Consider the following 14,235-nt stretch of genomic DNA (forward strand, 5'->3'; position numbering starts at 1 on the left):
ATATGGATGCAAGAGGCGGCCGCCGGGAGAAAAATCTTCTGGCGGCGTTTTTTTACGATAGTTATAGGAAAAACTTATAACAAGTCAAAGAAAAAAGGGAATATACAAACGCCGCATTTTCTGTTATGATAGGTTACGTTACAAAACCTATCAGATTAGTATAGAAAGAAAAATTACGAAATAACAGGAGATTATTCATATGGCAAGAGGAATTGACACAAAATGTATCCATTTAGAAGAGGACGAGGGACAGTGTAGCCACTACGGCGCACTCAGCTACCCGATTTATCAGACCGCAACGTATGCGCATCCGGGCGTAGGACAGAGCACCGGATTTGATTACAGCAGACTGCAGAACCCGACCAGAGAGCATCTGGAGAAGATGGTGGCTGTGCTGGAAAACGGAATTGATGCGTTTGCATTAAGCTCCGGCATGGCAGCGATCTCACTTCTGATGGAGCTGTTCCGCCCGGGAGACCACATCATTGCGGATTCCGATTTGTACGGCGGAAGCATTCGTCTGTTCCACCATGTGAACGAGAAAAACGGCGTCGAATTTTCCGGCATCGACTGCTGCCGTGATGACGTGGAAAGCTATGTGAAAGAAAATACAAAAGCCATCTACATCGAGACCCCGACGAACCCGATGATGAACGTAACCGACATCCGAAAGATGGCGGATATTGCAAAACGCCACAACCTGATTCTGATCGTGGACAACACCTTCATGTCTCCGTACTTCCAGAACCCGCTCGATCTCGGCGCGGATGTTGTCATCCACAGCGGCACGAAATACTTAAGCGGCCACAATGATACGCTGGCAGGCTTTATCGTGACAAACCGTGAAGACATTCAGGAAAAACTGCGTTTCCTGATTAAGACAACAGGTGCAGGTCTTGCTCCGTTTGACTGCTGGCTGGTGCTGCGCGGCATGAAAACTTTAGGCATCCGCATGGAGCGTTCCCAGGAGAATGCAGAGCAGATCGCTGCATGGCTGCAGAAGCAGAAAGCAGTCACAAGAGTGATCTATCCGGGACTGCCGGATCACCCGGGCCATGAGATTATGAAAAAACAGGCAAGAGGCTTCGGTGCTATGCTGACAATCCAGCTCGAGAGCAAAGAGTTTGCCCTTGCCATTCTGGAGAAGGTAAGAATGATCCGTTTCGCAGAGAGCCTCGGCGGCGTGGAGACACTCGTTACGTATCCGACGACGCAGACACATGCCGATGTGCCGAAGGAAATCCGTGAGCGGAACGGAATTACGGAGAGCACCCTTCGCTTCTCCGTCGGAATTGAAAATATCGAGGACCTGATCGGCGAGCTTGAGAAGGTTTTTGCAGAAATTGAGGAAGAGAAAAATGACGGAAAGAAATCTTGATTTTGACAGAATCATCAACCGAAAAAATACAGACTGTTTAAAATATGACTTCGCAGTAAAACGCGGTATGCCAGCTGACGTGCTGCCGCTGTGGGTGGCGGACATGGACTTTGAGACATCCTCCTACATCGAGGATGCGCTGGTGGAGCGTGTAAAAATGGGCATTTACGGCTACAGCGATGCGCAGACTCCATATTTTGAGGCAGTTGCGGGGTGGATGAAACGCCATCACAACTGGGAGCCGAAAGAAGAATGGCTGATCAAAACGCCAGGCGTTGTGTTTGCACTTGCGATGGCAGTCAAAGCTTACACCGCGCCTGGGGATGCCGTGCTGATCCAGTCACCGGTTTACTATCCATTTTCGGAAGTCATTGCGGATAACGGCAGAAGAGTTGTCAGCAGCACGCTGGTGCTCGGCGATGATAACCGCTATCACATGGATGTGGCGGATTTCGAGGAGAAGCTGAAAGCTGAAAACGTGAAGCTCTTTTTCCTCTGCAATCCGCACAACCCGGTCGGAAGAGTCTGGACGAAAGAGGAGCTGACGGCAATCGGAGATCTCTGCATAAAGTATGGCGTGACGGTTGTAAGTGATGAGATCCACGGAGATTTCATCTTCAAAGGCGAGCATCAGGTGTTTGCCGCAATCAAAAAAGAATACGAGGATATCACGATCACCTGCACGGCACCGAGCAAGACGTTCAATCTGGCAAGTATGATGATGTCGAATATCTTTATCGCCAACCCGGAACTCCGTGCAAAATTCCGGAAACAGCTTGACGCAGCCGGAACGAGCCAGCTTGGCGTGATGGGGCTGGTGGCATGCGAGACGGCATATAACAAGGGCGAGGAGTGGTATGAGGCAATGCTTTCCTATGTGAAGGCAAATGCAGAATTTACAAAGCAGTATGTGGAGGAGCAGCTTCCGGGCGTGAAGATGATCGACCTGGAGGGAACATATCTCGTATGGCTCGATTTTCGCGAGACGGGGCTATCCGTTGATGAACTGGAAGACCTGATGATCAACAAGGCGAAGCTGTGGCTTGACAGTGGCAAAATCTTCGGAGACTGCGGACGCGGTTTCCAGCGGATCAACATTGCCTGCCCGCGCGCAACCCTGACCGAGGCACTGGAGCGGATTCGGGATGCAATGAAAAGCAGATAAAGCCACACCGATGAGATGCGTAGCATTTTGGAAGTTGGCTCTGAACAGTGACGAAAACATGTTGAAAAGGCGCAGCTTACGGAACATCTTTTTGGGAGATATGATTTTTTTTGTGTCTCCGGTAGAGAAAGAAGAAAGCTGCGCCTCCGCATATCAAAACGAGTACTTTCACCGGAATCTGATATACCGGATACACAGAGGTATAAATGCAATGATATTCTGGCGAAGAAACTTCGCTTTCCTCAGCAGGGCTCGGGCTCCAGGAAAAAGATGCCAGAATTCGAAAATATTTTTTATCAGAAGAAAACTGGCTATAAGGAAGATAAAAATCTGGGTTTCCAGGCGTTGTGATTTTCCGTTCCAGCGTCCAGGGTTCTTCCGTGCTGTTCCGAGTCCACAATTCTGCTTTTTCTAATTCAAAAAGATACATCAGTGGATCTGTCTCCAGACGGATAAAGTCTTCTTTCGCAGTTCTTACCTGGGTTATATTTTGAAAATCGAAAACTGTCTGATATAACAAAGAACGATCTGATTTTTCCTGATAGGTGAGTACATTTGCGGCATACAGATCTTGGAAACTTTTTGTCTTTTCAGATCGTTTAAAAAAATAGAAATCGATAGGTTTGGAAGAAGTTTTTCGATACTCGTTTTCTAAACTGGATTCTATTGGCGAAGCATTTTCTGGTACGTTTTCTTTTAAAAAAGAGCACAATACCGTATCGTCATTTTCGAATGCAGTGTCTGCTTTGACTGGAACAGAAAAACAGAATAACAGGGTGAAAAATAAAAATTTGATTTTTTTCATAATGAGTTACCTCTTATTTATGGCTTTATTCAGTTGATGCCGGATTTAAAAGTTTTTTTGAATGGTTGTTCTGTACTTTTTGTTCCTGCAATTCCTAAAACATTCATAATCTGCCCGTTTTTCTACGAGTAATGGCGACTTGCTCATGATTTTACTTAAATTACTTGAAAATACCTTAAACACAATTTGCCTATCAGAGAAATTTGTGCTTCTGGATAGGCAAATTGTTACTTTGAAAGAGTAATTAGAAATTAAATGTACTTGTATGTGGTGAATGAAAGTTTAATAACTTAGGTTCATTGTTTTATATGCAGTATAGGCTGTTCCTGATGGAGAGTAGCTAATTCCACCACCGTTGTAGGAAAAAGAGATACTGTAGCCGGTTTTCTGGGGATTATATAAGTATCCCATTACAATTCTTTTATCACTGCTATTACCTGCAGTAGCGTGACAGTATGTAACACCTTTAAGCTTCATGGCATAGTCGGGTGTTCCTAGTTGACTCCCTGAAAATTCAGCACCAGATAATTGCTGATTATTTGCAGTAAGAGTTCCACCGACTTTCCAATCGTTCATAGTATTATCTTTGTACCATAATTTTCCACCATATTCATACGGTCTCATAGCAGCGCCTAATTGAAAAGAAAAACTGTCTTTTCCGCGAGGTTGTTTATTAGAAGTAAACTCGTATGTTGGATAGATATAAATGGTTGATGCATTTTTAAAAGCTGATGCAGTAAAGGAAATACCGGTTAAAGTTTCGCTACTGAGTATCGATATTTGATTTTCGATATTTGAATTAATATATTCAAAATGTTTACCTCCACTTTTTAAGTCATCCACAATGAACTGCATGACGTCATCATCCAGCTTTTCTATTTCCTTTTGTGGCATTCCGGTTTTTAATAGATATGCTTTGTTAGATAGAACAACATTATTATCTGCCTTTACATTGCAAATTACCATATTTAAGGACAGAATACAACAAATAAAAAATGCAAGACATGTTTTTAATTTTTTCATGATGAGTGGTCTCCTTTCATAAGTATTGTTGGATGGTTTTAGTTTTTTATTTATCCTTAGATTAGTGCACTATCTGAAAAGTAAATTCGTTCGTTAATATGGATGATAAAATAGAAAATTAATAAAAATGCTTGTAATTATTATATAAATATATAAAAAATAAATCAATAGTCAAAAAACATATAAATAAATATATGAATTTGTAAAAAACAACGATTTTGTAAAAAGAATGTAATTTTAGAGAGATATATACGTATAAAAAAATAAAACGTGATTTTAATTTGCAGTGATATGGATTCTATGATATAGTGTGGTAAAGTGATGCTGTGAAAAAAAACAAAACCCCGTCGGCAAACAAGGCGGGCAGCGCAGGAAAGGGGATCATAACAATGTATATTACATGTCTGGATGTAGAAGGAGTACTGGTACCGGAAATCTGGATCGCGTTTGCGGAGGCAAGCGGAATCCCGGAACTTAAAAAAACGACACGCGACGAGCCGGATTACGATAAACTGATGAGATGGAGACTTGGAATCTTAAAAGAGCATGGCCTTGGACTGAAAGAAATTCAGGCTACGATTGAAAAAATTGATCCGCTGCCGGGCGCAAGAGAGTTCCTCGACGAGCTGCGCACCTTCTCCCAGGTGATTCTGATCAGCGACACCTTCACGGAGTTTGCCGCACCGCTGATGAAAAAACTTGGCTATCCGACCCTGTTCTGCAACTCCCTGGAAGTCGCAGACGACGGAGAGATCACAGGTTTTAAGATGAGAGTCGAGCAGTCGAAGCTCACCACCGTAAAAGCACTGCAGTCCATCGGATTTGAGACGATCGCAAGCGGCGATTCCTACAATGACCTTGGCATGATTCAGGCAAGTAAGGCAGGTTTTCTGTTCCGCTCGACCGATAAAATCAAAGCCGACTATCCGCAGATCCCGGCGTATGAGACGTATGAGGAGCTGCTTGGCGCGATCAAAAAAGCAATGGATGAGAAGTAAACAAAAAAGGTGATTTCCGGCCAGAGGCTGCGACAAACGGTCAGGAAAACAGAAATATGGGGGTTTTATTACATGAGAAGAAGAATTCAGGTAGAAGCAGAAAAACCACAATTCTGCGTCACAACAGGAATTACATTTGCACAGGCGGATGCCTGGTTTGGAAACACGGTGCAGGATTTGAAGCTGGATTTGATTTACCCGCGGGATAACACCAGAAAATACCCGTGTGTGGTATGGATTTGCGGAGGGGCCTGGATCCAGATGGACCGCTCGGCACATCTTGCCTATCTGTCCGTACTGGCACAGCAGGGATTCGTTGTTGCATCGGTAGAATACCGCACGAGTAATGAGGCAAAATTTCCGGCATCGCTGCAGGATGTGAAAGCAGGAATCCGTTATCTGCGTGCACATGCCGATCGCTTCAACATTGATCCGGACCGCATCGGTGTGATGGGAGAGTCTGCGGGCGGTTATCTGACCTGCATGGCAGCGCTTGCGACAGATCCCGTTTATGATGTGGGAGAAAATCTGGAATATTCCAGTGCCGTACAGGCCGCCTGCCCGTGGTACCCGCCGACCGATTTCCGCGGATTCCCGTACAGTGATCCGGAGCAGTGTGCGGCATCTCCGGAATCCCTTCTGATGGGCAAAAACGTGATGCGCCATCCGGAAGAAGCACTCGCATGCTGTCCGGTCAGCTTCGTGACAAAAGCCGCACCGCCGTTTCTGATCATCCACGGAGAGAATGACCATACTGTTCCGTTCGGACAGGGAGAGGAACTGCACGACGAACTGGAAAAAGCGGGATGTGACGTCACACTGCTTTCGATCGAGGATGCCGACCACGCAGATCTTCGTTTCTTCCAGAAGGAAGTGTGGGACGAAATCTGTGCGTTCTTCCGCGCAAAACTGTAAAAGAAGCAAAAGCAGAGTGAAAGTCCAGGAGATTTTCGCTCTGTTTTTTGATTGTTTGGGAGAATCTGTGGTGCAGCATTTTTTGCAGGATAAAGTCTACCCATCGGAGTTCTTTCCGTGTATAATGAATACAGGAAAGATCACAATGTGAACAGGAAGGAGGCCGCCATGGGAAGATTTTTAAATCCGGGAAATGAAGCATTTTCGGAAGTCATTCATTCAGAAATCTATGTAGATAAAACACCGCTTCTGGAATATACCAACAGAGTGATCAGTACTACATCAAAATTTATCTGCAGCAGCCGTCCGAGGCGTTTCGGAAAGTCAATCACAGCGGAGATGCTGTCGGCATATTACAGCAAAGGCAGTGATTCCAGAGAACTGTTTGCGGACTATGCGATTCATAAGGCGGAGTCCTTTGAAAAACATCTGAACCAGTATGATGTGATTCATTTTGATGTCCAGTGGTGCATGATGGATGCCGGAAATGCGGATTGCGTTGTGGAATATATCAATAACGGAATTCTGCAGGAACTGAAGGAAAAATACGGAGAACTGATTCCGGATACTGTGAAGACGGTTTATGGGGCGATGTCCTATATTAAGGCTGCTGCGGGAAACAAATTTGTTGTCATCATCGATGAATGGGATGTACTGATCCGAGATGAAGCGCAGAACCATAAAGTGCAGGAAGAATATATTGATTTTTTAAGAGGCATGTTCAAAGGATCGGAACCGTCAAAATATATTGCACTGGCGTATCTGACAGGAATTCTGCCGATCAAGAAATTAAAGACACAGTCCGCCCTCAACAATTTTGAAGAATTTACCATGCTGGATGCAGGAAGAATGGCACCGTATGTTGGCTTTACAGAAGAGGAAGTGCATGATTTATGCGACAGGTACGGACAGATCTATGAGCAGGTGAAATTATGGTATGATGGATATTCTCTGGAAGGGTATCAGGTATATAATCCAAAAGCCGTTGTCAGCCTGATGCTGAATGGAAAATATAAAAGCTACTGGTCCAATACCGGCAGCTATGAAGCAATCGTGCCACTGATTAACATGAATTTCGACGGACTGCGGGCGGCAATTATAGAAATGATGTCGGGGGCCGCCGTGGATGTGGATGTGACATCTTTCCAGAATGATACCGTAAGCTTCGCCAACCGGGATGATGTACTGACGTATCTGATCCACTTGGGATATCTGGCTTACGATCAGGACAGGGAGCAGGTTTTTATTCCAAATGAGGAAATCAGACATGAATTAAACAATGCGGTGAAACGCAATAAATGGAATGAAATGATTACTTTTCAGAAGGAATCCGCAGATTTGCTGGATGCAACCCTGGATATGGATGAAAAAGCGGTAGCAGATGGGATAGAGCGAATTCATCAGGAGTACAGTTCGGTGATCCAATATAATGATGAAAATTCCCTGAGCAGCGTGCTTACGATAGCATATTTAAGCTCTATGCAGTATTATTTCCAACCCGTAAGAGAGCTGCCGACCGGACGCGGTTTTGCAGATTTTGTTTATCTTCCGAAACCGGAATACAGAACAAGTTATCCGGCGCTGCTGGTAGAACTTAAGTGGAACAAAAGCACAGATACCGCCATAGAGCAGATCTGGGATAAAAAATATCCGGATTCTATTCTGGAATATACAGGAAATATTCTTCTGGTGGGAATTAACTACAATAAAAAGACGAAAGAACATGAGTGCAGGATTGAAAAGATAAAAAGATAGAAAACCGAATGCTGAGAGGAAAAACGTCATATCATGGACAACGGAATTCATGATATGACGTTTTTGTAAATATTTCAGTCGATACGAAATAGGAATGAACGATTAGATTTTAGAAATTTTTTAAAAAAAGTCCTTGATCGGTAGCAACTCCCGGGTGATAAGCTAAAGCTACAAAGACAGGGAAATAACAAAATATCACACATCAAAATAAAACAGGGAGGTTATGATGATGAACTTTACATTAAGCAATCAGGTACAGATCCCGGCAGTGGGAATCGGAACTTTTATGATGACACCAGACCAGGCAGAGCAGGCGGTTGTGGACGCATTAGCCTGCGGATACCGCATGATCGACACGGCACAGGCTTACATGAATGAGCGCGCGGTCGGACGCGGAATCAAAAGATCCGGTGTGGCAAGAGAGGACATTTTCATCTCCACCAAAATCTGGGCAAGCCAGTATCTGACAGAAGGAACCGTAGAAAAGAGTCTGGAACTGCTTGGAACCGACTACATCGATCTGATGTTTATCCATCAGCCTGCAGGTGATTTCATGGCAGGATACCGTAAACTGGAAACGGTAGCGATCCGTCCGATGGTAAACCAGATTGAAATGCATCCGTACTTCGCACAGGAGTCTGCATTAAAAGTCATGGAAGAGTACCAGATCGTGCCGGAGGCATGGGCACCGCTCGGCGGAGGACGCCACAATCCGTTTGACAACGAGATGGTAAAAGAAATCGCTGCCGCACACGGAAAGACCGTAGGACAGGTTGTTCTGCGCTGGAATGTGCAGCGCGGCGTTGTGGTCATTCCGAAATCGGTTCACAAAGCGAGAATCGAAGAGAATTTCCAGATATGGGATTTTACACTGACTGAAGAGGAGATGCAGAAAATCAGTTCACTGGATCTTGGCTATCAGGGAACTGCGGTCAAGCATTTTGATCCGGAATTTGTTAAAATGTGCAATATCAGAAAGATCCACGAATAAAACAGGGCGGTTTGGTTTCCAACTGCTGTAAGATCATTTTTGCACAGGCAGACGTTGCGTTCCTGGATCCAGAATATTCGATGTCTGTACCATTCCAGTAGGTCATTTCCGGTGCGTTTGATACCTTAAGCTATGCAATGGAAACATATTTCGGCAAACCGGAGGAAAACAATCTGTCCGATGATATCAATGAGGCACTTGCGGCAGAACTGCTGAAAGGAAAAACATATAACTCTTAAAATTTCTTGCAGGATTTCACCCTGTGTGGTACATTATAGTTATGAATTGCGGTGGCCGTCTTCGGACAACACCTTGAAAGAGCCTGATGCGTCAGGCTCTTTTTATTACAGGTTTTAGCTTGCTTATTTAATTGAAGTGGCTAACATGGGGCTGCCCTTGGTGTGCAAGAAGTAGAAAGCAATAAAATAAAAACAATAATGACAATATCTAAGCCAGAGGCCTAGGTGTTATTTTTAGCAAGTATTATTGCAGAATATCAGGTGCTTATTATAACAAATAGAAAGAGGAAATGAGACAGGGGAAAAGAATGAAGAAAAAAACAACAATATTATTACTGGCAGGGAGTCTGATGATAGCTGGAATAGCTGCTCTCCTGTACCAGAGCCAGAACAGCAGAAATCAGATCCGTCATTATACGGCCTTTTTTTCAACAACAGGGGAAGAGATCACTTCGGATAATGATATGAAAAAGAAGATCGCTGAACAGATCGGAGCCGATTGTGAAGAAACATGGCTGAAAGGACAGACAAAGGATAATGCACTGAATGCTTATATTGCAGCCGGCGAGTATCCGGATTTTATTTCCGGCGAAAGTAAATTATATGATGCAGGAGCACTGATTCCCATTGACGAATACTGGGACAATTATCCCAATATAAAAAATTATCTGACAGAGGAACAGTGGGACCTGTTTCGGCAGGCAGACGGACATATCTACTGGATTCCACAATTCGGAGTTTCACAGGGACAGGACACGGAAGTAATCCACAGCGGAGAAGCTTTCTGGATTCAGACAAGAGTTTTGAAATGGGCAGACTATCCGGAAATCACGACGGTGGATGAATATTTTGATCTTCTGGAACGGTATCAGGAAGCAAATCCCTGTCTGGAAAATGGAACACCGAATATTCCGTTTGCTATTTTATGCGATGACTGGAGATACTTTTGTCTGGAGAATGTTCCTCAATTTCTGGATGGATATCCGAATGATGGGAGCTGCATCGTAGATCCAGATACACTGCAGGTCATTGACTATAATACAACACCGACAGCCAAAAGATACTATCAGAAATTAAATGAAGAATACAAAAAAGGAATGATCAGCCCGGAAACATTTCTGGATACTTATGAAGAATATCTGGATAAGCTGTCCACAGGTGCTGTTCTTGGTATGGTGGATCAAAGATGGCAGTTTTATTATGCCATACAGACAGCGTATGATTCCGGAAATCTGCGCAGTTATGGATGTGATTATGTGCCACTTCCGATAACAATAGACAAAAAAGTAAAGAATCAGTGGCATACGGCAAGATCAGCAGAGCTGGATACCGCGTCAGGACTTTCTATTACCATTTCCTGTGAAGACCCGGAAGGGGCAATGCAGTTTGTAAATAACCTCCTTGATCCGGAGATTACGAAATTACGTTTCTGGGGAGAAGAAAATCTGGATTATTCGATAGACGAAAACGGAATATTTTATCTGAATGAGGAGCAGGGCGTAAGGGTAAATGATCGGAAACTGAAAAAGACGCATTTTTGTACATATTCCTATTTTCCAAGGAGTGAAGGAATGCTGTCAGATGGAATCAATGCATTTTCGCCGGAAAATCAACCGGTAGAATTCTGGAAAAGCCAGCCCCGGGATATACAGGAATGTTTTGAGGCGTATGGAGTAACAAACTATGTAGATATGCTTGGGAGAAATGATGCGCCGGGAGTGTGGTATCCCATGTATTCGTATACCAATTCACTGACATCAAATACACAGGCAGGACAGACACTGGAACGGATGGATGAAGTAAAACACCGGTGGCTTCCGCAGGTGATTCTGGCACAGAATTTTGAAGAAACATGGAATTCCTATATGGAAGCATACAACGCATGCGATCCACAGAGCTATTTTGAGGATTTACAGAAAGAGCTCGATCAACGAATGAACAAAAAGAATAGCAATTTTTGCATATTGAATGACAAGAACTAAATAGTCCGAAGGCCCCTATTTGTTTACAATGGTGATAACCAGTAAACAGATGGGGGCTTTTTATAAAATACGGGAGGGAATCCTATGAGAATTTGTCTGGAGCAAAGTGCCTTTCCGGGCGTAATCAGAGTTACGGAAAAGGTAGCACACGATGTGGAACTTGTATCGGGAAAGAAACCGCAGATTCTGGTAGAAAAAGAGATACCGGAAACACTGGAAAGCAGCGGGGAGGACTGGACGATCATTGCCGCGACGAAAGGAAAAAGCAGCTTCCTGAAAAAGCTGGAAGAAGCCGGGAGTGCGGAATTAAAAGAGCTGGAACAAAAGAGAGAATGCTATGCATGGATTTTTCCTGAAATAAAAAACAGGACAAAATCGAACCTTCTTGTAATTGCCGGGAGCGACAAAAGAGGAACGATTTATGGCCTTTTTCATTTATCGGAAATGCTGGGAGTCTCACCGTTTGTCGACTGGTGCGGACTGATGCCGCCAAAGCAGGAAAAGATAGAACTGAGGGAAGACATGGCCTGTATCAGCAAAGAGCCATCCGTCAGATACCGGGGATTTTTTATTAATGATGAATGGCCGGCATTTGGAAACTGGTGCAATCATAATTTTGGCGGCTTTAATGCAAAAGCTTATGATCATGTATTTGAACTTTTACTCAGATTAAAAGGAAATTATCTCTGGCCGGCTATGTGGAGCGCAAGATTTGCAGATGATGGACCGGACCTCTTAAATGCGGAGCTTGCAGATGAATACGGAATTATTATGGGAATGTCACATCATGAGCCGTGCTTAAGGCAGGGGGAAGAATACAAATATCTCAGAGGTAAGAATTCTGTTTACGGAGATGCCTGGAATTTCAGAACAAACAGAGAGGGAATTACAAAATTCTGGGAAGATGGACTGAAAAGAAGCGGAAAGTTTGAAAATGTAATCACCGTCGGCATGCGTGGAGAAGCGGATACTGCGATCATGGGAAAGAATGCAACACTGGAAGATAATATTCAGTTGCTGCGGGATGTACTGAAAACGCAGAAAAAACTGATTCAGGAACGTGTAAATCCTGATCTGACCAAGGTTCCGCGCATGATAGCCTTATACAAAGAAGTAGAAGAATTTTTCTATGGAAATGAAAAAACAAAGGGACTAATGGGAGCAGAGGAGTTAGAGGATGTGATTCTGATGCTCTGTGATGATAACTATGGAAATCTCCGGACACTTCCAACAGAAGAGATGCGAAAACATGCGGGCGGCTATGGTATGTATTATCATCTGGACTACCACGGATGGCCGGTTTCCTATGAGTGGATCAACAGTTCTTATCTGCCGAAAATCTGGGAGCAGATGAGTATGGCATACGATTTTGGTGTGCGGGAACTCTGGATGGTAAATGTCGGAGACATCGCCACACAGGAATTTCCACTGAGCTTTTTTCTGGACATGGCGTATGACTTTGATCGCTGGGGAAGCAGGGCGCTTAACTGCACGCAGGAGTACACCAGAAAGTGGGTGAGACAGCAATTCGGTTCTGTGGAAGAAGAGACACAGGACACTATTGCAGACATTTTAGAGCAGTACACAAAAATCATCCACAGAAGAAGGCCGGAAGCACTGAACCCGGAGACGTATCATCCGGTGCAGGAAAAGGAAAGCAGCAGGATCTTCGAAGAAGAAGAGCAGCTTTTGAAAAAACTGCAGGACGTATATGAAACAATTGAAAAAACGAATCCGCAGAATCTGTCCGCATTTATCGCGCTTGTATATTATCCGGCATTTGGGACAATGAATCTTGTGAAGATGCAGATTCTTGCAGGCTGGAATCATTATTATGCTAATCTTGGTGCGGTCTGTGCCAATGATTATGGGGATGAAGTGGAAAGATGCATGGAACAGGATCGAAAAGCTGTGGAAATGTATCATCAGATGGATCAGGGAAGATGGTATGGAATGGGAATGTCACAGCATATTGGATTTACACACTGGAATGAAGATGAATGCAGGAATCCAGTCGTTATGCGGGTCATACCATTAAAGAAAAGATCCATCCTTGTGGCAGCAGACGGCACGGCGCAGCATGCGGAAGGAAGCCCGTGGCTGGATAACACGATGAAATTAAAGGATTTCTTAAATCCGGACTGTACCAGAGCATCCGTCACCCTATATAGCCGGAGTGATTTAAAGGCAGAGTACAAAGTTCTGAAAAAACCGGGCTGGCTGTCTGTGGAGCCGATGGAAGGATGGCTGGATGGCGTGAGCCAGAAGAAAGTGCGGCTGAATCTTACCTTGATAAAACAGAGATTACCGGAAACGAACCAGGATACTATTCAGGATTCGCTCGAGATTGCAACACCGGAAGGAAAATGTGAGATTACAGTGCCGGTTTATACAGGAAATCTACAGGATAAGAAAAATGTATTTGTGGATACAATGGGGTATCTCAGCATCGAAGCGGCACATTATGTAAATTCTGTTCCTGGAAATTACAAAGACAGACAGGTAAAATTTGAAAATCTGCAGGGATATGGAAAGACGAATTCAGCGATGAAGGCATTTCCATCCGATGCCTGCACAGTTCCGGGACAGGATGCGCCGTATCTGGAGTATCAATTTGTTTTGGAAGAAAGCGGAACATATGAAGCAGAATTCTATATGCAGCCATCCAATCCGGTTACCAGAGAGAATCAACTTCTTTATGCGGTCAGGATAAATGAAGAGATGACAGAAACCGTAAACGCAGTGGAGAAAGATTATCAGGTCGGTGATCAGGCAGAGAAATGGGCAGAAGGTGTTCTGAGTCAGATTCGAAGACAAACAGTTTCGATAAAATGCAGAGCAGGGTTCAATACACTTCGGGTCTATCATGTGACACCCGGCTTCGTTCTCGAAAAAATCGTGATTTATCCGATGGGGGAAAAGCCGGAAGAAAGTTATCTTGGACCGGCAGAAACGTATCACGGCAGACAGGAGGAAAAATAAAA

General features: G+C 44.1%; 10 protein-coding genes. 8 read left to right on the forward strand and 2 right to left on the reverse strand.

Going from position 1 to position 14,235, the window contains the following annotated elements:
- Positions 1–199: 199 nt before the first annotated feature.
- Entirely contained in the window at positions 200–1,378 is a 1,179-nt protein-coding gene (locus DWX00_RS16680) for a trans-sulfuration enzyme family protein (RefSeq protein ID WP_117510969.1), read from the forward strand.
- Positions 1,359–2,543, forward strand: a complete 1,185-nt coding sequence (locus DWX00_RS16685) for a MalY/PatB family protein (protein WP_117801892.1) — start codon at positions 1,359–1,361, stop codon at positions 2,541–2,543. The genes DWX00_RS16680 and DWX00_RS16685 overlap by 20 nt, the downstream gene beginning before the upstream one ends.
- 76 nt (positions 2,544–2,619) lie before the next feature.
- Here the strand turns inward: DWX00_RS16685 and DWX00_RS16690 are convergent, their stop codons facing one another.
- Both DWX00_RS16690 and DWX00_RS16695 read right to left on the reverse strand, forming a co-directional pair.
- Positions 2,620–3,348, reverse strand: a complete 729-nt coding sequence (locus DWX00_RS16690; protein WP_022462534.1) for a hypothetical protein — start codon at positions 3,346–3,348, stop codon at positions 2,620–2,622.
- Between the two features lie 282 nt (positions 3,349–3,630).
- Positions 3,631–4,371: a hypothetical protein gene (locus DWX00_RS16695; RefSeq protein WP_022462533.1), complete on the reverse strand. Its 741-nt coding sequence runs from the start codon at positions 4,369–4,371 to the stop codon at positions 3,631–3,633.
- A 389-nt stretch (positions 4,372–4,760) separates the two neighbouring features.
- On the opposite strand from DWX00_RS16695, the gene thrH reads away from it, so the two are divergent.
- The 6 genes from thrH to DWX00_RS16730 all read left to right on the forward strand — a co-directional run bounded on the left by thrH (position 4,761) and on the right by DWX00_RS16730 (position 14,233).
- A complete protein-coding gene (gene thrH / locus DWX00_RS16700) occupies positions 4,761–5,369 on the forward strand; it encodes a bifunctional phosphoserine phosphatase/homoserine phosphotransferase ThrH (RefSeq protein ID WP_055227856.1) in 609 nt (202 codons plus the stop codon).
- Positions 5,370–5,441: 72 nt separating this feature from the next.
- A complete protein-coding gene (locus DWX00_RS16705; protein ID WP_117801893.1) occupies positions 5,442–6,284 on the forward strand; it encodes an alpha/beta hydrolase in 843 nt (280 codons plus the stop codon).
- A 168-nt stretch (positions 6,285–6,452) separates the two neighbouring features.
- Positions 6,453–8,039, forward strand: coding sequence for an AAA family ATPase (locus tag DWX00_RS16710; protein WP_118595806.1), 1,587 nt, complete (start codon positions 6,453–6,455; stop codon positions 8,037–8,039).
- A 229-nt stretch (positions 8,040–8,268) separates the two neighbouring features.
- Positions 8,269–9,030, forward strand: a complete 762-nt coding sequence (locus DWX00_RS16715; RefSeq protein WP_226906347.1) for an aldo/keto reductase — start codon at positions 8,269–8,271, stop codon at positions 9,028–9,030.
- 547 nt (positions 9,031–9,577) lie between these two features.
- On the forward strand, positions 9,578–11,251 hold the full coding sequence (locus tag DWX00_RS16725) for an extracellular solute-binding protein (protein WP_118595808.1): 1,674 nt from the start codon (positions 9,578–9,580) through the stop codon (positions 11,249–11,251).
- Between the two features lie 84 nt (positions 11,252–11,335).
- Positions 11,336–14,233 carry a glycosyl hydrolase 115 family protein gene (locus DWX00_RS16730; protein ID WP_118595809.1) on the forward strand — a complete coding sequence of 966 codons (2,898 nt, stop codon included), beginning with the start codon at positions 11,336–11,338 and terminating at the stop codon, positions 14,231–14,233.
- Positions 14,234–14,235: the final 2 nt, after the last annotated feature.

Origin of the sequence: Blautia sp. AF17-9LB (genome assembly GCF_003479185.1) — a bacterium.
Classification (GTDB): domain Bacteria; phylum Bacillota; class Clostridia; order Lachnospirales; family Lachnospiraceae; genus Fusicatenibacter; species Fusicatenibacter saccharivorans.